We start from the raw sequence: 21,302 nt of genomic DNA, 5'->3' as shown, positions 1-21,302 counted from the left end.
CATGGGAAGCAGGTCGAAAAAGCGCGAAAGAGCTTCATTTTCTTAAAAAGTAGCGCCACAAATAAGTAAGTTCAATTGCCCTTGGAGGCATACCTCGAAAGCCTGCATCGTTGATTCCTGCGTTACAGGGTTTACCGATAGTGAACCTTGTTATATCTACGACAACACACACTAAATAGATGACATGGGATTACCCGAATAGCAGGCATCGGATCAATCTGCAGGACATGATGGCATCGGAGCGATAGACAGCCAATAAAACTGACTCCCCGTTCGCAACTACCTTCAACAAACGCGCAATTTCCCCCCGGATCCCGAGCTTTTCCCGAAAGCCGGGGCATCCGGGGTGGGGAAATCCCGGTAATTGTTGCGCAGGCCGCCACCGTCGCTAAAATGCCATTCCCTTTTATAAGATGTACCGATTAACCAGACCCGGGGCCCGGAATGATTCCAGCACTGCGCGAAATCAACGAAGTACAGGCGCTCTACCTGCAGTTCCTCACCGCACTCAAGCAGGGCGGCTTCCACGGCGATAGCAGTCCGAGCTACGCCAGCCGTACCGTGCTGTCCACGGACAATTCCATCTACCAGGTGCTGCCCCAGGCTGTGGTCTACCCAAGGGACATCCACGACCTGCAACTGCTGATGGAACTGGCGGACCGGGAAGAATTTCACAATGTCGTGCTATCCCCGCGCGGCGGCGGCACCGGTACCAACGGTCAGTCACTGACCGATGGGATCGTGGTCGACATTTCCCGACACATGAACCGCATCCTCGAAATCAACGCGGACGAAGGATGGGTACGGGTCCAGGCCGGGGCTGTGAAGGATCAATTGAACGCCGCGCTCAAACCCCATGGACTGTTCTTTGCCCCGGAGCTTTCCACCAGTAACCGGGCCACCATCGGCGGCATGATCAATACCGATGCCTCCGGTCAGGGCTCCTGCCTATACGGCAAAACACGCGACCACGTGCTGGAACTGAAAACCGTGCTGATGGGCGGTGAACTCTGGCACTCGCACGTTCTGGAAGACGAGCGACTGGCAGAGATTGCCAATAACGACAGCCGCTCCGGCAGAATTCACCAGCTGGTGGATACGATCGAGAAAGACAAACGCGCGTTGATCGACGCCAAATTTCCCAAGTTGAACCGCTGCCTCACCGGCTACGACCTGGCGCATATCCGGGACAGGGATGCCAATAACGATGGCCGCTTCAACCTGAATAATATCCTGTGCGGATCCGAGGGCACCCTGGGTTTTATCGCCGAGGCCAAGCTCAATGTACTCCAGATTCCCAAGTGCGCGGCGCTGGTCAACCTGAATTACGACCACTTCCAGGATGCACTGAAAGATGCCAGCGACCTGATGAAGGCCGGGCCCACCTCGATTGAGACCGTGGACAGCAAGGTGCTGCAACTGGCGATGGGGGATATGGTGTGGGACAGCGTGAGCGAATTCTTCCCGCAGGACGAACGCCCGGTGAACGGCATCAACCTGGTGGAATACACTGCGGATTCTGAAGAAGCCCTGGATACGGCGCTGGCGAAGTTTACCGCCCATGTGGACAGCGCGATCGGCCAGCCGGGCAAGAGCTTTGCCTATACCATCGCCCGCGGTCACGCCCAGGTAAACAAGATCTGGGCCATGCGCAAGCGCGCTGTGGGCCTGCTGGGCAATGCCAAGGGTGAGCAGCGCCCTATTCCGTTTGTGGAAGACTGCGCTGTGCCGCCGGAAAATCTCGCCGACTTTATCGCCGAATTCCGCGCCGCACTGGATCGGGCGGGCTTTGCTTACGGCATGTTCGGCCACGTAGATGCCGGTGTATTGCACGTGCGCCCGGCCATCGATATGAAAGACCCGGAACAGGCCAAGCAGGTGCGTATCATCACCGAGCAGGTGGTGGAGCTGGCACAGAAATACAATGGCTTGTTGTGGGGTGAACACGGTAAAGGGGTGCGTTCGGAGTTTGCGCCGGCGTTTTTCGGTGATTTGTACCCAGAGCTGCAGAAGATCAAGGCCGCCTTCGATCCTCGCAACCAGCTGAACCCTGGGAAAATCGCCACCCCCAGTGTCGCCTCCAGTCTGCTAAAAATCGATGAAGTACCCACCCGCGGCGAGCGCGACCGGGTGATCCCGGTACAGGTTTGGGAAGGCTATTCCGAGGGGGTTTACTGCAACGGTAACGGGGCCTGCTTCAACTGGAACCCGGACGACGCCATGTGCCCGTCCTATAAAGGAACCCGCAACCGTATCCACTCGCCCAAGGGGCGCGCCTCGCTGATTCGCGAGTGGTTGCGTCTGCTGGCGGACCGCTCCGTGGACCCCGAAGCCGTGGCGCGCAAAAGTCGCGAGCAGTCCTTCCTGATCGGCCTGCCCGGTCGCATCAAGAACTCCCTGGCCCGCGCGCGTGGCGAATACGATTTCAGCCACGAGGTAAACGAATCGATGCAGGCGTGCCTGGCGTGCAAGTCCTGCGCTGGCCAGTGTCCAATCAAGGTGGACGTCCCCACCTTCCGCGCCAAGTTTCTTGAGCTTTATTACAGCCGCTACCTGCGCCCGCTGAAGGACTACTTTGTCGGCGGACTGGAGTTTGTCATGCCGCATCTGGCGCAGGTGCCGCAGCTGTACAACTGGCCGCTCAAGCTGAAACCGGTGCGCTGGCTGATGGAGCGCGGGCTGGGACTGACGGATTCGCCGTCACTGTCGGCTACGCGCCTGGACAGGGTAATGCGCGAACTGGGAGTGCCCTATGCCAGCCGCGAAAGCCTGCGCGCATTGGGCCCGGCGCAGCGCGCCAAGTCGGTGGTGATCGTGCAGGATGCGTTTACCAGCTACTTCGATGCGGATGTGGTAGCAGACACCTTGCGCTTGCTGAAGCTTCTCGACTTCAATCCGCTGGTGGCCCCCTATCGCGCCAACGGCAAGCCCCTGCATGTACACGGTTTTCTGCGCCAGTTCGCGCAGGCCGCCGCCGGTAACAGCGCCATGCTGAACAGCCTGGCAGAGAGCGGCGTCCCGCTGGTGGGCATCGATCCCTCCATGACCATGACCTACCGCTCCGAATACCAGAAACTGCTGGGGGAAAAAGCGCCCCAGGTACTGCTCCTGCAAGAGTGGTTGGCGCGGCATACGGATCACCTGGCGGGCAATCGCAATCGCCTCAAGGACGCACGCTTTACCCTGCTGCCCCACTGCACCGAGCAATCCAACGCCGCCGGCTCCTCGCGCCAGTGGCAACAGGTGTTCGCGGCGCTGGGGATGCAGCTGGAAACCCAGGCCGCGGGCTGCTGTGGCATGGCCGGCACCTACGGCCACGAGATGGCCAATAAAGAGACCTCGCGGGTCATCTTCCAGCAGTCCTGGGCACCCAAACTGAACGGCGATACCAGTACCATTCTCGCCACGGGTTACTCCTGCCGGTGTCAGAGCAAACGCTTCGCACAAACAGAATTGCGCCATCCGCTGCAAGCATTACTGGCACAAATCGAAGATTCGGGGTTTACTGTCAGTAATCACTAACTTGCCAGCCGGTAAGCTTTTGCGTACCGGCGGCACTTCGAGATGGACTGGCCATGCTGACCTTGCGCAAACCGCTGACTCTCCTGTTGCCCGCCCTTGTGGTGACATTTGCAGGAATGCTAAGCACAGCGTCGATGGCCCAGACTGAGCCGGCTGCCGCCGATGTCGCACCACTGATCATGGAGGCTGAGGAGTATGCGCTAGAGGGCAACTACGATGCTGCCCTCCCCCTGTACGAGCGGGCCATTGCCGGCCTGTCAGCGCAGCCCCACCGGCAGAACCAGCTGCGCTACCGCTACGGCATCATTCTCAATGCTCTCGGCGGGCAGCGCCCGGACCTCTATCCGCTCGCCCGCGGCCAGTTCGAGGCCGTGCTGGCCTATATCGAATCCTCCCCGGGCCTGCCATTTGAACATTCTGCCGCACGGGTGCGCTCCGCCATCGCCCATACCTATCACCAGCACTCGGCCCTGCAAACCAACCCCAACAAACGCGCCGCCATGCTGCGCAATGCCTATCAGCTGTATATCAGTGCCATGGATGAACTGCGCCGGGAAGAAGACTGGCAGAACCTGGCCATCACCTCATTCAATATCGGCCAGGTATGCGAGTGGCAAGGCAATCTGGAGGAGGCCATCCAGTGGCTGGAGCAGGCAGTGGCGCTGGATAAGCGCCACGGTTTCCCGGATCTGGAAGAAGACCTGGCATACCTGACCGCTCTGCGGGACCTGGTCAATCCCGAGCGCCCGGTAGGCAATACGGCGATCTGAGCCACAACAGCGCGTCAAAAATCAGCACTAATATTCCCCGTTTCCCGCTGATAACGCTCCTCAGAGGGATATTTTCTTATGCTTCACATCCTCCCACACGGGGATAACTCCCCGTTCTGGTGACGGATTCTATCGATTTGATAGTTTAAGCCTTTCGCAAATAACGAACATTCATGAAACTGATCCCGGTTACAACGCTGTCATCAGTACGCACCCCCTAATGTGGACGACCAGTCGCAAATAACCAGAAAAAAATTTTGTTCCAGCGGATGCGAAGTCGACGCCCTGAAATCGTATAAATTTCCACCAGCTCGATATGGCATCGCTGTCATAGGGAAAACCCGATTGGCAACCCGGTGCCAATAGAAAACGATTTGAACACCCCGCACTGTCATATCCCGGTCACACACAGGTATTTAATTCCGGTCTATTGCCCATTTCAGGCCAAATAAGACTCAGCCTGAAATCTAAACGAATACTCTGTTGGGGAATTTACCGGCGTCACCGGAAAGATTGATTCCGATCCACGGATCTTTAATATGGCCCGTCCTGATCAAAGATTGATCACTTATGAAGAAATCAACTTGGAGGCCGAGCAGACAATCAAAGTCTGTAACTGAAGGGCTTTCGGAGGTACTGAACTTTATGCGACAGAGTCTTAAGAAGTATGTGATTGTACTTGCAGCATCACTCTCGGCACTGGCCGGTGGAGACGCCTTTGCCGCGATCAAGGGGACCGACAAGGAAAAGAAGTCGATGACCGTCACCGCGACGGCGTACAACTCCGTTAAAGGCCAGACCGATGGCGATCCCTGGACTGCGGCTTGGAACAACCGCCTGCGCCCCGGTGACAAGATCATTGCCGTTTCCCGTGACCTGGAGAAACACGGCCTGACCAACGGCGCCAAGGTAAAAATTGAAGGTCTGCCCGGCACTTACACCGTGCGCGACCGCATGAACAAGCGCTACACCAACCGTATCGACGTTTGGATGGAAAAGGACATCAAGAAGGCGCGCAAGTGGGGCAAGAAGAAGCTCAAGATCATCTGGCACCACAACGACAAAAAATAATTCGCCAGGACGGCTTATGAAAGTTCACAGGGCTTAGCCAGCACAGCTTTCACACAAAACCCCGCAGCCGCGGGGTTTTGCTGTTTTGGGCAACGACAAAACGCATCGTTCACGTCAGGGCTCCGTGGTGGTATCCACTCCCGGCAATTCGCGGCAATCTTCATTTTCGATGTAATAGATACTTGGCTGGCGCGCCTGGTTATAGCGGTGCTCGATACCCTCATCGCGAAATACCAGAAGGTATTCCTCTTTAACCCAGCCTTTGTCGGTGCGGTACTCGCTCAGCCACAACAGCGCCGGTGCGTCCTCGTGGCATTTTCCGTAAAACATGCGCGTCTTTTCCACCAGCTTCTTGCTGAGATAGTCGCGGTATTTTCCCGGATAGGTGAAGCGCTCACCAGACAGATCAATGTCCGTCACACCGTCCACATCGCCATCCATTTCCGCCTGAGCCCGATCGCGTTTTGCCGCCTCGGTTTCAGCGGCGTCGCTACTCTCGAGACGCGCAAACTCCTCAGGCTCCGGCGGTTCATCGGACTGCGGTGGCACGCGCACAGGTTCCCCCTCCCGATCATCGATTTTTTCCAGGAAGATTGCGGTATTTTCGTCACAATCAATACAGGTGCGCCCCGCGATGATCGCATAGCCTTTCAGTTCGGAAATCAGCTTGGCTTCCGCTAGATCCACATCGATCACCCGGTCATCGGAGAGCCTCACCTCAATACCCGACAGCGCCGGCATCGCAGAGGAAAAACACAGCAGGGGAATAGCGAGAAGGGGAAGGAAATTTTTCATGCAGAGCAACCACATTTAATACATCTGCAAACAGTGGCGGCCCGGTGACCGCGAGCAGTTGGCACCGCCAGGGCAACATTCCTTGCTGCCCGTTGGCGGCGCCGCGATTGGGTAGTGCTGTTACACTGTCGCGATTCCCTTCTATGTATAACCATAGCAGGCCAGTACCGACCTGCTGTGTGTGGCGCCCTTTATTTGCAATCGCTCTGGTCGATTCTGGTCACGGACACTAGGCGACTGCCGGCTAAGGCGCCTCCCAGCTGCCGCTGGCCTCGGCGGGACCAATAAATGCCCCCACCCCTTCTTCCTTCAATGCATCCAGCGCTTCCTGCAACGCCTCCTCATCGGTGTCAAAAGCGTCTTCCCACACCGTGGTGTTGTTGTTTTCATCAACAATCTCCAGCAACCAGCCGTCCTCACCATCGCTATAGATATCGATATTGACGGTGTGATTGCCATCGCTGAAGGCGCGGCACAGGGGAGATTCCTGGGGAGTAATGTCATCGGCCATGGGGATAACCTCGCTGGCATTCGGGACTGGAGCTGGATGGACGGCGGCGGACCGCGCACCTTCTCCGACTGTTCATGAACCTTCGGTCAGGTACTGACATCCGCTGTCGAAAAAGTGTACGACACCTGCCGGTTTTTTCCGTTAAAATGCGCGGCGATTTTTACCCAATGCCCCGGATTTACGATCCGGCCTGCAAAAGGACATTCCTATGACCAGTTCCACCAATGTTGTGGTGTGTGCGCTGTACAAGTTTGTCAGCCTCGACAACTTCGAATCCCTGCGCGAACCGCTGCTCAAAACCCTGCTCGACAATGAAGTGCGCGGCACCCTGCTGCTGGCGCGCGAGGGCATCAACGGCACCGTGGCAGGCAGCCGTGCCGGCATCGACGCCCTGCTCACCTTCCTCAAGTCCGACCCGCGTCTGGCGACACTGGATTACAAGGAGTCGTACACTGCGGAGATGCCGTTCTTGCGCAGCAAGGTCAAGCTCAAGCGGGAAATCGTCACCATGGGTGTGGAGGGGATTGACCCACGACGCACCGTCGGCACCTACGTTAAACCCCAGGACTGGAATGCACTGATTTCCGACCCGGAGGTTCTGCTGGTCGATACCCGCAATGATTACGAATTTCAGGTGGGCACTTTCGAGCACGCGATCAATCCGAACACCACCACCTTCCGCGAGTTTCCGCAGTACGTAAAGGAACACCTGGATCCGCAGAAGCACAAGAAGGTAGCAATGTTCTGCACCGGCGGCATCCGCTGTGAAAAGTCGACCGCATACCTGAAAGAACAGGGCTTCGACGAGGTCTACCACCTTCAGGGCGGCATCCTGAAGTATCTGGAAGATGTCCCCAAGGAAGAAACCCTGTGGAAAGGCGAGTGCTTTGTGTTTGACGACCGGGTCACCGTCAACCACGACCTGGAGCGCGGCAGCTACCAGCAGTGCAATGCATGCCGTATGCCGGTGACGGACGAGGAAGTTCAGTCAGAGCTGTTCGAGCAGGGGGTTAGTTGCCCGCACTGCTACGACACGGTTTCGGAGGCAGACAAGGCGCGTTTCCGCGAGCGCGAAAAGCAGATCCAGCTGGCCAAGGCGCGCGGCGAGGACCACCTGGGACAGGACGCGAAAGCCACCACCCTCGCCCGCCGCAAACAGAAGCAGGAACTGCGCCGCCAGCAGGCTGAACAGGCACAGCGTTCCTGACGCTCAGGCTTGTTTTACCAATCTGATCCCTTCCTGGTCGCTGACGTACCCACTCAACTGGGTACTTCGGCGGCACTGGTCAGCCACTTCATGGCCGCCCCTTCAGTAAGAAAAGAATGCAGCACCAACCCCGCGTCGCGCGCTTTATTGCGCATCACTGCGGTTGTGTTGAGCTCTGCCCGATTGAGAATCGCCACGCGGGCGCCATTCAATGCGGGTACTTCTCCAAGATAGACACCGAAGCGCTTCTGCTCTTCCAGTGTCATCGACATTTTGCTGACCCGCCGCACATCGGCAAAGACCCGCAGCGGCTCCAGGTGACCGTATTTCGCCACTAGCTGGCGTACCGCTTCCACGCGATTTGCGTACGTGGCCTCTCCATACAGCAGCATCCTGACAACGCGTTTCTGATTGTCATACCGGATCTGAAAACTCATTACTGCAACTACTCCAATCCGTACTTCCTTAAACAGGCATAGACCTGTGCCTCGCGCCTGCAAAGACTGACAAGACGCACTAAAGATACACCAACAGGCACTTACCCCCTGGCTTACAAGTCCACAAATCAACAAAAAACTAGAAAAAAAACTCATTAAAGCTTGAAGGCAAAGACCTTCAGGCCAGAACGTGGCGACAACAGGAATTATATTTCTTGAAGCCTGCCCGCGAGCGCTACTGGTCAGGCCAAGTACCAAGCATTTATCACACCAATTCTGGCTCAAGCGGTTCAACTTCACCCCATGCCATTGGCCAAATTGGCGCAAGGTGCTTCTTTGTGGCCGTCAGCAGAGGCCTGAGGGGTGTGGAACGGGGAGGATTGAGGAGAAATAGTATGAAAGAGAGAGGGGAGAGAAGAAAACGGGGAGCCGATGTCCATCCAGTATTTTGTCAGCTTTCCGCTTATTCCCGGTCACTGCAAGCTAGTGACCGGTGGGCACATCACTCGCATCGATGGAGCTCAACCAGTTCAGCGCAGCCTGCTCGGAGACAAATTCCACGATATGCATGCCTTCAGCCTGCGCAGTACTGTTAATAACCACATTGGCGTTGCGATCAGCCGCGTGCAGCACCGCGATCCGCGCGTGACTGAGCCCGGGAAGATGGGCCGCAAAAGTGCCGAACTGCTGCCGCTCTTCGATGGTCATGACAATATCCGCATTGCGCACATCCACCAAAAGGGACAGCGGATGCAAATGACCGTACTTCTCCGCTACCTGACGCGCGGCAGCAATTTTGTCTGCCAGCACCACACGATCGAAAAAGATCGCACTGACAGTACGCGTTAATGGATTGAATCTAATCTGAAAGCCCAATTTCTTCTCCCAACCAGGACTTCCCACTACTCACCGGGCCCCACGCCCGAAACCTTTGCGGTGGCTTTCGTAGTTGCGCTGGGAGATCCAGCGCAAGATATTTGCGCGCCACCGCCCGGCGCGCACTTTCAGCGAATCGGAATATACACGATCGTACTAAACAAAATTCTGATCACAAAATACTGTTCAGCCCTGATCGATTTCCGGCATTCCATTCCCACTATCCGTATCCAGCCACACTTGCGCGGCGGCCTTGCGCGCGATCTCCCGATAGAGCGCAGCCACTTCGCCGTCTGGCTGCGCGGCCACCGTCGGTTTACCGCTATCGGTCTGCTCGCGGATCGCCATCGCCAGCGGCAACTTTCCCAGCACGCGGGTATCGTACTCCGCGGCGATCCGATCACCGCCGCCGCTACCGAATACCGGCTCCTGGTGTCCGCAATTCGAGCAGGTGTGCAGTGCCATATTCTCCACAATACCCAGTACCGGCACCGATACCTTGTGGAACATTTCCACCCCCTTGATCGCATCCACCAGCGCCAGATCCTGGGGCGTGGTCACGATGACCGCGCCGGCCAATGCTACCTTCTGCGACAGGGTCAGCTGGATGTCGCCGGTGCCCGGCGGCATATCGACCACCAGGTAATCCAGCTCGCCGTCCTCAGCCCCCTCGCCCCACAGGGTCTGGGTCAGCATCTGGTTCAGTGCACCGCTGGCCATGGGGCCGCGCCACACCGCCGGGGTGTCTTCGGTGAGCAGGTAGCCCAGTGACATTGTCTGGAGTCCCTGTGCCGGGATGGGCACGAAAAACTTCCCGCCCTTCACCTCCGGTCGCAGCCCCTCGGTACCCAGCATGGTGGGCAGGCTGGGGCCGTAGATGTCGGCGTCCAGCAGCCCGACGTTGGCGCCTTCCGCGGCCAGCGCCAGGGCCAGGTTCACTGCGGTGGTGGACTTGCCAACACCGCCCTTGCCCGAGGCCACGGCGATGATGTTTTTCACTGCGCGCAGAGACTCCGGCACCTCGCCCGAGTCTGTACGCCCAATCTCGAAATACAGATCACTCTGGACTTCGGCCCCGGCGAGAGGCCCCTCGGCGAGCAGAGGCGCACAGGCGGTGCGCACCCGCTGCGCCCACGCCTCCTGCTGGGTGGCACAGGGGTAACCGAGCGTCACGCCGGTGTACACGGTCCCCTCGTCAAAACCGACTTCGATATCCGCCTCCAGCTGGTCCAGCGGCTGGCCCGTGGCCGGGTCTTCCAGTGCGCCGATCACCTCTGCAACCCGCTCCAGCTGGGCCTGGACATCGGCGGGAATGTCTTCGTGGTCATGATTGTGGTCGTGATTGTGATCGGTCACAGTGTTTTCCTTACTGACTGGCGATGAATGGCGGCATTTTGGCGGAACCCTTGCCGCCAGCACAAGGGTAGGCTGCCCCACAGCACAAACTGCAGCGGGTGCCTTGCAGGCCCCATTTCTGCTATATTCCGCGCTCTTTTCCGGCCGCACCGAGCGCCTTGCTGGGCCCCGGGCCGCCGCACATTCAATTGAAACCGTCCAGTCTCGCAGCCTTTGGAAGCCATGATGTCTCAGACCGACAATCAACCCAGAAACATTCTCGTCACCAGTGCCCTGCCGTATGCAAACGGCTCCCTGCACCTGGGTCATATTCTCGAGTACATCCAGACCGATATCTGGGCACGCTTCCAGCGCGCCCAGGGCAACCAGTGCCTGTACATGTGTGCAGACGACGCCCACGGCACCGCGATCATGTTGAAGGCCGAGCAACTGGGTCTGACCCCGGAACAGCACATCGCCAACATGCAGGCGGAACACCAGCGCGACTTCAACGACTTCCTGATTGGTGTGGACAACTACCACTCCACCCACTCCGAGGAAAACCGCGAACTGTCTGCGATGATTTACAAGCGTCTGCGGGAAAATGGCCATATCGCCTCTCGCACCATTACCCAGGCCTTCGATCCGGAAAAGGAACTGTTTCTGGCGGATCGCTATATCAAGGGCACTTGCCCGAAGTGCAAGACCGAAGACCAGTACGGTGATAACTGTGAGGCCTGCGGTGCCACCTACAGCCCCACCGAGCTAATCAACCCGGTGTCCGCCATCTCCGGTGCCACTCCGGTGGAGAAGGAATCCGAGCACTTTTTCTTCACCCTGCCGGCATTTACCGATTTCCTGAAGCAGTGGACCCGCTCCGGTACCCTGCAGGATGAAGTTGCCAACAAGCTCTCCGAGTGGCTCGACGAAGGCCTGCAGGAGTGGGATATCTCCCGCGATGCGCCCTACTTCGGTTTTGAAATCCCCGATGCCCCGGGCAAGTACTTTTATGTCTGGCTGGACGCACCGATCGGCTATATGGCGAGCCTGAAAAACTATTGTGATACAAAAGGCCTCGACTGGCAGGAGTACTGGAAAAAAGACAGCTCCGCTGAGGTGTACCACTTTATCGGCAAGGACATCGTCAACTTCCACGCCCTGTTCTGGCCGGCGATGCTGGACTCCGCCGATTTCCGCACCCCCAACAAGGTGTGTGTACACGGTTTCCTGACGGTCAACGGCAAGAAGATGTCCAAGTCCCGCGGCACCTTTATCAATGCGCGCAATTACCTGGATCACCTGAACCCGGAATACCTGCGCTATTACTTCGCCGCCAAGCTCACCGCCGGGGTGGACGATCTCGATCTCAACCTGGAAGACTTTATTGCCAAGGTGAACTCGGACCTGGTGGGCAAGGTGGTGAACATCGCCTCGCGCACCGCCAAGTTCGTCAGCAAATCGGGTGGCGCACTGGCCAGCCAGCTGGCTGACGAGGCGCTGTGGAACCAGTTTGTGGAAGCGCACCCGCGTATTACTGGGTTCTTCGAGGCCCGCGAATACAGCCGCGCTACCCGCGAAATTATGGCACTGGCGGATGCGGCCAATGCGTGGATCGCAGATAAAGCCCCCTGGTCTCTGGCCAAGGAGGAAGGCAAGGAAGACGAGGTGCTGGCGATCTGTTCCCAGGGCGTGAACATGTTCCGCGCACTGATTACCTGGCTGGCCCCGGTACTGCCGGAAACCGCCAACAAGGCGGAGGCATTCCTGGGTACCGCGCTGGACTGGAGTTCTGCCACCACGCCGTTGGCCGGTCACACCATCAACAAGTTCAAGCCGCTGATGCAGCGTATAGAAAAGACGCAGGTGGAAGCCATGCAGGAAGCGGCGAAGGAATCTCTGGCGCAGCTGCAGGCTGAGGCGAAAGCTGCCACTGGGCCGCTGGCGGATGATCCCATTGCAGATCAGATCCAGTTTGACGATTTTGCCAAGGTAGATCTGCGTATTGCCCTGATTGCCAATGCAGAACATGTGGAAGGTGCGGGCAAGCTGTTGCGATTGACCCTGGATCTGGGCGGCGAAACGCGCAATGTATTTGCGGGTATCAAGAGCGCTTACAGTCCGGAAGACCTGATCGGCAAGCACACGGTAATGGTGGCCAATCTGGCGCCGCGCAAGATGCGCTTTGGCGTAAGCGAGGGCATGGTGCTGGCGGCGGGGCCGGGCGGCAAGGATCTGTGGATCCTGGAGCCGCACGCGGGTGCACAGCCCGGTATGCGGGTCATGTAAGTTACTGGATAACTCTTCTGAAGCGGGCCTTGGGGCCCGCTTCTTCTTTGTTAGTCCGGGGCGGCCCTCAGGGGCCATTTTCTGCTCCACAACCTCATCGGCAAATATTCCGCAGAAAACAGCCCCTGAGGGCCTTAGCAGCTGGCATAAAATTTAATACAAGGACACGGCAGATGCGTGGTGTTTTTCTCGATACGCTGACCATGAAGCTTGAAGAGCTGGATACTTCAGCATTGGAAGGTGCACTGGATCATTGGGACTACTTTGAAACCACGGCTCCCGATGAAACTGCTGGGTGCATCAAGGATGCGGATGTGGTTATCACCAACAAGGTCGTGCTCGACCGCGCGCTGATCGAGGGTGCCCCCAACCTGAAACTGATCTGTGTCTGCGCGACCGGCACCAACAATATTGATCTGGATGCCGCAGCGGAGAAAAACATTCCGGTTATGAATGTGGCCGGTTATACGGGCAGCTCCCTTGCGCAACACACCGTCGCATTGATACTTGCCCTGGCCACCCGTTGGCACCAGTACAGCGATGATGTGACTAACGGACACTGGACGCAGTCGCCAATTTTCTGCCGGCTGGATCATCCCGTAATGGAGCTGGCTGGAAAAAACCTGGGTATTATCGGTTACGGAGACCTTGGGCAGAAAGTGGCCCGACTGGGCGAGGCGCTGGGGATGCATGTGCTGATCGCGGACTCCTTTACCGGGAAGAAAAAAGCCGGACGGGTGCCCCTGGCGAGTCTGCTGGCCGAAGCCGATGTGATCAGTCTGCACTGTCCGCTCACGGATGAAACCGATACCCTGGTCGACGAGCGGTTTCTCGGGGCGATGAAAAATTCCGCTTTCCTGATCAACACCGCGCGCGGCGGCCTGGTGGATGAAGATGCACTGGTGGCAGCGTTGAAAAATGGTGACATAGGGGGCGCAGCGCTGGATGTACTGAGTGTGGAACCGCCTCCCGCCGATCACCCGCTGCTGGCGGATGACATTCCCAACTTGATCATCACCCCGCACAATGCGTGGATCAGCCGCGAGAGCCGACAGCGCTTGTTAGACGGTGTGGTCGACAATATCCGCGACTGGCGCAATACCTGACGGCTATAAAAAAAACGCCGCTCAGACCAATAACACCCAATAGCGAAAATTCCCTGCGGCTTCGCGTCGTTCGATCCTAACCTTGGCGCTCACCTTTACTATCGGAGGAGAGCGTCATGGCAACTGCAAAATCCCCAAACAGCGGGACCCATTCCACGCGCGAGAAGCTGAATCAGGCTTACCACCTGGCCGGCGAGGCGGCACACGACACCGCTGATCACGTGAAAGCGAGAGCGCGGGCTACCGCAGACAATGTAAAGGCACGCACTCAGGAATCCGTAGAGAAAGGCAAGCAACGTGCTCACGATGTGGCAGAGCGGGCGGAGAGTTCAATCAAGGCACATCCTCTTGTCAGTGTGGGCTGTGCATTCGCCGCGGGGTGGTTGATCGCAAAAATTCTCAAGTGATCGTCCAGGAAGGCGTAACTCACTGCGCGAATAAGTACTGAGGAAAACGGTTATCGACCCGAGGGGATCACTGAATGGCCGGTTCTGAAAAACCCGGAAAGCGCTCGCACAGCGACGATACAGAAAACAAATTCCAGGAAGAGTCCCCACCGGCTGCGGATCCTCGCAGCCGGGATCATTTATCTAGCGATGAACCATCCACCGCGCACGACAGCTCGGAACTCGAACAGTTGATGCAGCGTGCCGAAGCCACCATGACCCTGGCGGCGGCCTGGTCGGAAAATTTTACCCGTCTGGTACAGCTTGAGTTTCAACGCACACTGAGTGCGGGCAAGCGAATTGTACTGTTTCTGCTGGTGCTGTTTTTCCTGGCGATTTCCCTGCTCGTCAGCCTCTGCGCGGGACTGGGGTTACTCGGCTACTACCTTTCTCAATCTGTAGTTATCGGCTTCGGGATTTTTGTACTGTCGCAAATCCTGATCGTTGTCGGCCTACTACTGTCGGTTAACAGCTTGCGTAAAATGCTCAGGTTTGAAGAAAGCAAGAAACAGGCAAAGGAGGCGCTCGACGATGTCACTGCGCTCTTTAAACAGACAGATTGAAACCTGCCGTGAGGACATGGAATTGCAACGGCGCAGCGCACTCAGCCTGCTGCAACAGCAACGCGCCCAGGCATTGACACAAACAAGACGAATTCCCCTGCCGGTGGCCATGGGGGTTGCCTTCGCCGGCGGGTTTATCCTGCAGCGCTTCTTTAACACCCCCGCGCCCCACACGCTGTTCAACTGGTACTTGACCCTGCGGGCATTTTGAACTTAGCCAGGACCACCGCGTGTCGCTTCCTCGGGTCGCGGGTTTTTTCCTCGATAGTCGAAGGAGCCGCGCTGGTTACCAATCTCGATAATCTTAGCTGCAACGTCGGCGAGCTTCAGGTTCATTTCCATGGCACGCTGCTGCATGGTGCGATAGGCATCGTCTTCGTTCATTCGCAGACTGCGCATCAACACGCCTTTGGCGCGTTCAACCAGCTTACGCTCGGTGAGTGCCCGGCGGGTTTCTTCCAGTTCCTCGCTGACCCGGTGAATATGGGCGACCTGAGACCGAATCAGGTCGTAAAGGGAATGGGCCAGATGCTGACCGTGCAGGGGCGGCACACCCGCGGTCGAAGCTCGGCCGTAGAGTCCCGGCACCTCGGGATCAAACAGCACCGCGAGCGCCGGCAGCCGGCTCCAGTCGGCAGATTTCAACTGTTGCAACTGCGCATAGTGGTGCCCCAGCTCCGATTGCGCATCCGCCACCCGTTTTCGACTCGCCTTCAGCAGGCGCGCGGTCATGGCATCTTCCAGCCGGTGCATGGAATCGATCCGCGCGGTGGCGAGCTGGTACCACACCTCACTGACCTCGGCGGCAATCGGCTCACCATTCTTCAAACCGGCAATAACCCTGCGCAACCGGTTCAGGTCGCGGGTCTCGTCACTCTCTTCAATGGCCTGCCAGCGGGCCCGTTCGGTGTCCCCGGCAAACTCCAGAAAGATTTCCAGGCTGCGGCGCTGGCAGTCCTGCAAGTGCACCAGCCGCTCGTGCAAACGTTCATCGAAATGGCTGCTGGCAAACCCAATGGCTCCCCAGGCCCGCTCCTGACCGGAGAACTCCTTGGCCTGCATAAAGTTAAACAGCGCTACCAGCAAGCGCGTCACCTCTGGATCATCCGCCACGTCCGCGGCCTCAAACACCACCGATAATAACCCGGCGATCAGCCGGCAAAATGCATCGGTAGATTCCAGTGCACTGACTTCAAAAGCATCGATATGCCTGCGCAGCTCCGTCAGTTCATCGAGCCCGTGTAGTGAATAGGCAATACTGTTCAGCAGGCGCATATCCCGCGGGTTATTGCATTTACCATCCTGCAGATACTGGTCGTGTAGTAACTGTCGGAAAACGTCTGCACTGGCACTGCTCGCCTGTATCTGCTCTCCGCGCAGGGAGGAAAAACGAAAGCCTGCGGAGACCAGGTAGATATTGCTGATACCCCGTTCCCGCTGCAGCTGGTGGACCAGGTCGGAAACGGTAGTCACCAGTTCACAACTGCCGGCCAGTCGCTCCAGCGCCTGAATCTCTGAACGCTTTGCGGCGAGCAGGAATTTTTCTGCATCTTCACTGTGGTTGGGCATGACGGCATATTCCGGCGAAGAAGGATGGATATCGCTAATGCAGCAATAAATATTCCAGAGCCGGATACATCATCCGAAAATCTGCCTCCAATTCCCCGACCCCAGATGCTCTCCTTGCCCTCTAGTCGACAGCATGCACCAAAAGTGAGCGGAAATTTTCCGGAAAAAAGCCTTTTTGCGACATCGAAACAGTAAACCGCGTTAAGTCGACCGTTTCACACCGATTCAAAGGGCTAAAAAAAGTTGGCATCGAGATTGCTTTGATCTCTGATGCGGGGATCTTGTGCAAGAGTATGCACGGTTCCGCGGGGCATCGAGCCCGTTACAAACAGAACACACTGGATAAAGGCGTCCATCACATACCGGCTTCGGCGGGTCTGTGTGGGCGCCTTTTTTTGTGCCCAGAAATATTCTCTGCGAACACATTCACCCCGTGCTCGCACCAATTTTCAGCACAGATGGACGACCGGTCCTCAAACTTTAACAAGGTGATAACTATGGCTTATCTCGTACCCAATGAATTCGTGACCAAAATGGTCGATGCGGGGGAATCCAAGATTTATATGTCCACCCGCGACACGCTCGTACGCGCTTATATGGCCGGTGCCATTCTCGCACTGGCAGCGGTATTTGCGGTTACCGTCGCGGTGCAGACCGGAGTCTTTTTAATCGGTGCGATTTTATTCCCCGTCGGGTTCTGCATGCTTTATCTGATGGGATTTGATCTGCTCACCGGCGTGTTTGTTCTAACACCACTGGCCTGGCTCGACCGGCGCCCGGGCGTGACCATTCAGGGTATTTTGCGCAACTGGGGCCTGGTTTTCCTGGGCAACTTTGCCGGCGCATTAACCGTGGCGGTCATCATGGCATTTGTGTTTACCATGGGCTTCAACACCGAGCCGGGCGCGGTTGGCGCCAAGCTGGCCTCAGTCGGTGAAGCGCGGACCCTGGGTTACGCCGAATACGGCGCCGCAGGCTGGTTCACTATTTTCCTCCGCGGCATGCTGTGTAACTGGATGGTATCCATGGGGGTAGTGGGCGCAATGATCTCCACCCACGTCAGCGGTAAGGTTCTGGCCATGTGGATGCCCATCATGCTGTTCTTCTTTATGGCCTTTGAGCACTCCGTAGTGAACATGTTCCTGTTCCCCACTGCGATGTTGATGGGCGGTGAGTTTTCCGTATTGGATTACTTCATCTGGAACGAAATCCCCACTGCGCTGGGTAACCTGGTAGGCGGCCTCGCCTTCACTGGCCTGACGCTGTACAGCACCCACTACAAAACTGCGCCCAAGCGTCAGCTGGCCGCCGCAGACGTAAAGCCGGGTAAAGAAGCCATGGCCTGATACCGACTTCCGTATTGATGCACCTTTGCACCAATAGAAAAAATATTGCGCAAGGGTGCCGGTACCAGGAAGCGTTGCCGCCACAGGGCCTTCCGGGTACCGATCAGTGGGAACTCTGATAAAACCTATGAGCACAATTTCGCTTGAAGTCGGCCAGCATTCCAGCGCCGGCGTGAAACCCGAAAATCAGGACCGCTGCGGCGCACGACTACCATCGGAGCCGCAGCTTGGTCTCAAGGGCGCGGCTTTCGCCATCGCCGACGGCATCAGTAGCAGCAGTGTCAGCGCCATTGCCAGTGAGACCGCGGTGAAAAGTTTTCTCGACGACTACTACTGCACTTCGGACGGCTGGAGCGTGCAAATCGCCGCGCAACAGGTGCTGAAGGCCACCAACGCATGGCTTTACCAACAGACCCGCCAGAGCCCGTTCCGCTACGACCGGGACAAAGGCTACGTGTGCACATTCAGTGCCGCCATTTTCAAAGGCAACGAAGCCCATCTTTTTCATCTTGGCGACTCGCGGATCTATCGGTTGCGCCGCGGCTCTCTGGAACAGCTTACCCACGACCACCGCCAGTGGGCGGGCGAATACCACAGTTACCTGAGCCGTGCACTGGGCGCGGAGCAGCAGGTGGATGTGGACTACCAGCGATTGCGCCTCGAAACGGGCGACCTCTTCCTATTCACTACCGACGGAGTACACGAAGCGCTCTCCCGCAAAGCAATGATCGAGTACCTGGAGCAGCAGGACAGCTGCCTCGAGAGTATTGCCAAAACTCTGGTGGCCGCCGCGCTGGCGAATGGCAGTGACGACAATCTCACGGTGCAGCTGGTACGTGTGAAAGAGATTCCCGAAGCCCGGCCGGAGCTGCTGGATCAGGCCGGCTCACTGCCATTGCCACCATTGCTTAAAGCCGGGGATACCTTCGACGGCTACACCATCGAACGCGAGATCCACGCCAGTAGCCGCAGCCACGTGTATCTGGCCACCGACCAGGCCAGCGGCGCATCGGTAATCCTTAAAACACCATCCATCGATCTTTCCGATGATCCGACCTACCTGCAACGGCTGTTGATGGAGGAGTGGGTCGTGCGACGAGTCAGCAGTGCACATGTGGTGCGCGCCGCAAACACGCATCGCCAGCGAAACTTCGTCTACACCGCAATGGAACTGGTGGAGGGCAAGACACTGCGGCAGTGGATGACGGATAACCCCCACCCGGATCTGGAAACCGTGCGCACGATCATCGAACAGGTCGCGCGTGGTCTGCAGGCCCTGCACCGGGCAGAAATTCTGCACCAGGACCTGCGCCCGGAAAACATCATGATCAGCAGTGCCGGTACCGTCACTCTGATCGACCTGGGTTCTGCCAGGGTGGCCGGTATTGCAGAAAGCTATGAAGACAGCACCGCGGAGACGGGTCAGCTGATCCTGGGAACCGCACTGTACAGTGCCCCGGAATATTTTCTTGGCGATATGGGTACCCCGCGCTCGGACCTGTTTTCCCTCGCGGTACTTACCTACCACCTGCTTTCCGGGGAGTTTCCCTACGGCACTGAAGTCGCCCGTTGCACTACCGTGGCAGCGCAGTACCGCCTGCGCTATCGCAGCGTGTTAAGTGAAACCCGCGAGATTCCCGCATGGATCGATGCCACGCTGAAGAAAGCACTGCAGGCGAACCCACTGCGCCGGCATGAGGCATTGTCCGAGTTTGCCTATGAACTCCGCCATCCCAAGCCGGAATACCTCAATGCCATACGCCCACCATTGATCGAGCGCTACCCGGTCCGTTTCTGGCAATCGGTGAGCGGCGTACTGCTGTTAATAATTTTCTACCTGCTGAGCCTGATTTCCAGCACAACCTGATGCGACAACTTTCCATCGCCAATTCGAAAACACAAAGGAGCCATTCCATGATCAGTAATCGCGAACAAGTCACCGCCATGATCCTCTCCGCCAAGGTGCAAAAGGACCTGAAATGGACACAGGTCGCAGATGCGGTAGGGCAATCCAAAGAGTGGACCACCGCCGCCTGCCTCGGGCAGATGACTCTCACCAAACAACAGGCCGCAGTAGTGGGTGAACTTTTTGACCTCAGTGACGAGGCCATCGCCTGGCTGCAAATTGCTCCTTACAAAGGATCTCTTCCCACAGCGGTTCCCACCGACCCGCTGATTTACCGCCTGTACGAGTTGGTGAACGTATACGGTACGACTATCAAGGAGCTAATCCATGAGGAGTTCGGTGATGGGATTATGAGTGCCATCGATTTCTCCATGGATATCCAGCGAGAGGAAGACCCCAAGGGGGATCGTGTGAACATGGTGATGTCGGGCAAGTTTCTGCCTTACAAGACCTACTGAACCGCGCGTTTTTCCTTTCCTGCGCGGACAACCGGCGCTGGCGAGCCAACTCGTCAGCGTCACGGCCCTGCAACCTGTTTGTGTCAGACTCGATTACAATAGTGGTCCAGACCTGAGGCCCGTTTATATGAGTTTGCACCCCCTCTCCTCCCCAGCGTCCGCTGCCCCCTATCCCGATGTCGCTGAGGTCAATTCCGTGGATACTGCAGCCGTGCAACTGGCGGCGTTTATCCAACGCTACCCGCGACTGATGGTACTCACCGGTGCGGGTGTCAGTACCGATTCCGGCATTCCTGATTATCGCGATCAGAACGGGGAATGGAAGCGCAAACCGCCGGTGGATCACCGGGATTTTATGGCCTGCGAGGCTACCCGCCAGCGCTACTGGGGACGCGCGTTGATCGGCTGGCCACTGATCCGCAATTCGCAGCCCAATCCGGCGCACTACCACCTGGCGGAGCTGGAGCGGCGCGGCCATATCGAATTGCTGGTCACGCAGAATGTGGATCGCCTGCACCAGCGGGCGGGCAGTCACAATGTGGTGGACCTGCATGGCCGCGCGGATGAAATCCGCTGTATGGATTGTGAATTTCGCGAGAATCGGCAGGCGGTGCACGAGCGCAGTTACGACCTGAATCCGGGTTTCAGGCACTATACGGCGGAGTCCGCACCGGATGGCGACGCGGATCTGGAGGTCGATTTCAGCAGTTATCAGGTAGCGGATTGCCCGGACTGTCGCGGCATTCTCAAGCCGGATGTGGTTTTCTTCGGAGACAATGTGCCCAAGCCGCGGGTGCAACAGGCACTGGATGCCCTGCACAAGAGTGATGCATTACTGGTGGTGGGTTCTTCCCTGATGGTGTATTCCGGTTTTCGTTTCTGTCGTTACGCAAAGGAGTGGGGCAAGCCCATTGCAGCCCTGAACCTGGGGCGCACCCGGGCGGATGATTTGCTCGATTTGAAATTGAGTGCGGGGATTGGAAAGACTTTGGCCGCGACTCTGAATCACCTATAGTCAGAGTCATCGGCTTTTCCACTTTCACTTCGCAGCTAGCCCCGGAGCGAAAAAGCCGCGGGTGAAAGGTTTCAAAACCGCTG

General features: G+C 57.5%; 19 protein-coding genes. 13 read left to right on the top strand and 6 right to left on the bottom strand.

Features of this window, described 5'->3' with window-relative positions; translation table 11 throughout:
- Nucleotides 1–444: 444 nt before the first annotated feature.
- The 3 genes from ydiJ to B4U49_RS10075 all read left to right on the top strand — a co-directional run bounded on the left by ydiJ (nt 445) and on the right by B4U49_RS10075 (nt 5,363).
- Nucleotides 445–3,522 (top strand): D-2-hydroxyglutarate dehydrogenase YdiJ, encoded by a 3,078-nt coding sequence (gene ydiJ, locus B4U49_RS10085; protein ID WP_078084466.1) that lies wholly within the window; start codon nt 445–447, stop codon nt 3,520–3,522.
- Between the two features lie 134 nt (nt 3,523–3,656).
- Nucleotides 3,657–4,292 carry a tetratricopeptide repeat protein gene (locus B4U49_RS10080; RefSeq protein WP_239692572.1) on the top strand — a complete coding sequence of 212 codons (636 nt, stop codon included), beginning with the start codon at nt 3,657–3,659 and terminating at the stop codon, nt 4,290–4,292.
- Nucleotides 4,293–4,937: 645 nt separating this feature from the next.
- Nucleotides 4,938–5,363 (top strand): RlpA-like double-psi beta-barrel domain-containing protein, encoded by a 426-nt coding sequence (locus tag B4U49_RS10075; RefSeq protein ID WP_078084464.1) that lies wholly within the window; start codon nt 4,938–4,940, stop codon nt 5,361–5,363.
- Nucleotides 5,364–5,477: 114 nt separating this feature from the next.
- On the opposite strand, the gene B4U49_RS10070 is transcribed toward B4U49_RS10075, so the two are convergent.
- A complete protein-coding gene (locus tag B4U49_RS10070) occupies nt 5,478–6,158 on the bottom strand; it encodes a hypothetical protein (protein ID WP_078084463.1) in 681 nt (226 codons plus the stop codon).
- A gap of 244 nt (nt 6,159–6,402) precedes the next feature.
- Entirely contained in the window at nt 6,403–6,669 is a 267-nt protein-coding gene (locus B4U49_RS10065) for a hypothetical protein (protein ID WP_078084462.1), read from the bottom strand.
- Nucleotides 6,670–6,877: 208 nt separating this feature from the next.
- Here B4U49_RS10065 and trhO point away from each other — a divergent pair, with 208 nt between their 5' ends.
- Nucleotides 6,878–7,876 (top strand): oxygen-dependent tRNA uridine(34) hydroxylase TrhO, encoded by a 999-nt coding sequence (gene trhO / locus B4U49_RS10060; RefSeq protein WP_078084461.1) that lies wholly within the window; start codon nt 6,878–6,880, stop codon nt 7,874–7,876.
- A 53-nt stretch (nt 7,877–7,929) separates the two neighbouring features.
- Here the strand turns inward: trhO and B4U49_RS10055 are convergent, their stop codons facing one another.
- From B4U49_RS10055 to apbC, 3 genes are all read right to left on the bottom strand, one after another.
- Nucleotides 7,930–8,313, bottom strand: coding sequence for a hypothetical protein (locus B4U49_RS10055; protein ID WP_143735615.1), 384 nt, complete (start codon nt 8,311–8,313; stop codon nt 7,930–7,932).
- A gap of 483 nt (nt 8,314–8,796) precedes the next feature.
- Entirely contained in the window at nt 8,797–9,189 is a 393-nt protein-coding gene (locus B4U49_RS10050) for a hypothetical protein (protein ID WP_078084459.1), read from the bottom strand.
- Between the two features lie 186 nt (nt 9,190–9,375).
- The gene (gene apbC / locus B4U49_RS10045; RefSeq protein ID WP_275078282.1) at nt 9,376–10,545 is read right to left on the bottom strand and encodes an iron-sulfur cluster carrier protein ApbC; all 1,170 of its coding nucleotides are present in this window, start codon (nt 10,543–10,545) and stop codon (nt 9,376–9,378) included.
- A gap of 225 nt (nt 10,546–10,770) precedes the next feature.
- On the opposite strand from apbC, the gene metG reads away from it, so the two are divergent.
- The 5 genes from metG to B4U49_RS10020 all read left to right on the top strand — a co-directional run bounded on the left by metG (nt 10,771) and on the right by B4U49_RS10020 (nt 15,136).
- Complete coding sequence (gene metG, locus B4U49_RS10040) at nt 10,771–12,810, top strand: methionine--tRNA ligase (RefSeq protein ID WP_143735614.1); 2,040 nt, start codon at nt 10,771–10,773, stop codon at nt 12,808–12,810.
- A 173-nt stretch (nt 12,811–12,983) separates the two neighbouring features.
- A complete protein-coding gene (locus tag B4U49_RS10035) occupies nt 12,984–13,916 on the top strand; it encodes a D-2-hydroxyacid dehydrogenase (RefSeq protein ID WP_078084457.1) in 933 nt (310 codons plus the stop codon).
- Nucleotides 13,917–14,032: 116 nt separating this feature from the next.
- A complete protein-coding gene (locus B4U49_RS10030) occupies nt 14,033–14,323 on the top strand; it encodes an ElaB/YgaM/YqjD family protein (RefSeq protein WP_078084456.1) in 291 nt (96 codons plus the stop codon).
- A 74-nt stretch (nt 14,324–14,397) separates the two neighbouring features.
- Nucleotides 14,398–14,925, top strand: a complete 528-nt coding sequence (locus B4U49_RS10025; protein ID WP_078084455.1) for a hypothetical protein — start codon at nt 14,398–14,400, stop codon at nt 14,923–14,925.
- Nucleotides 14,926–14,941: 16 nt separating this feature from the next.
- Nucleotides 14,942–15,136, top strand: a complete 195-nt coding sequence (locus tag B4U49_RS10020) for a hypothetical protein (protein ID WP_078084454.1) — start codon at nt 14,942–14,944, stop codon at nt 15,134–15,136.
- A 2-nt stretch (nt 15,137–15,138) separates the two neighbouring features.
- On the opposite strand, the gene B4U49_RS10015 is transcribed toward B4U49_RS10020, so the two are convergent.
- On the bottom strand, nt 15,139–16,494 hold the full coding sequence (locus B4U49_RS10015; RefSeq protein WP_078084453.1) for a nitrate- and nitrite sensing domain-containing protein: 1,356 nt from the start codon (nt 16,492–16,494) through the stop codon (nt 15,139–15,141).
- A 497-nt stretch (nt 16,495–16,991) separates the two neighbouring features.
- Between B4U49_RS10015 and B4U49_RS10010 the strand changes: the two genes are divergently transcribed.
- From B4U49_RS10010 to B4U49_RS09995, 4 genes are all read left to right on the top strand, one after another.
- Complete coding sequence (locus tag B4U49_RS10010; RefSeq protein WP_078084452.1) at nt 16,992–17,840, top strand: formate/nitrite transporter family protein; 849 nt, start codon at nt 16,992–16,994, stop codon at nt 17,838–17,840.
- Nucleotides 17,841–17,967: 127 nt separating this feature from the next.
- Nucleotides 17,968–19,707, top strand: coding sequence for a bifunctional protein-serine/threonine kinase/phosphatase (locus B4U49_RS10005; RefSeq protein ID WP_078084451.1), 1,740 nt, complete (start codon nt 17,968–17,970; stop codon nt 19,705–19,707).
- Between the two features lie 47 nt (nt 19,708–19,754).
- Nucleotides 19,755–20,204: a cyanase gene (cynS, locus tag B4U49_RS10000; protein ID WP_078084450.1), complete on the top strand. Its 450-nt coding sequence runs from the start codon at nt 19,755–19,757 to the stop codon at nt 20,202–20,204.
- Nucleotides 20,205–20,331: 127 nt separating this feature from the next.
- Nucleotides 20,332–21,219 (top strand): NAD-dependent protein deacetylase, encoded by an 888-nt coding sequence (locus B4U49_RS09995; RefSeq protein ID WP_078084449.1) that lies wholly within the window; start codon nt 20,332–20,334, stop codon nt 21,217–21,219.
- Nucleotides 21,220–21,302: the final 83 nt, after the last annotated feature.

The sequence above is a fragment of the Microbulbifer mangrovi genome (assembly GCF_002009015.1).
Classification (GTDB): Bacteria; Pseudomonadota; Gammaproteobacteria; order Pseudomonadales; family Cellvibrionaceae; genus Microbulbifer; species Microbulbifer mangrovi.
Note: the sequence above shows the minus strand (reverse complement) of the source record. Positions and strands in the feature narration are given on the sequence as shown.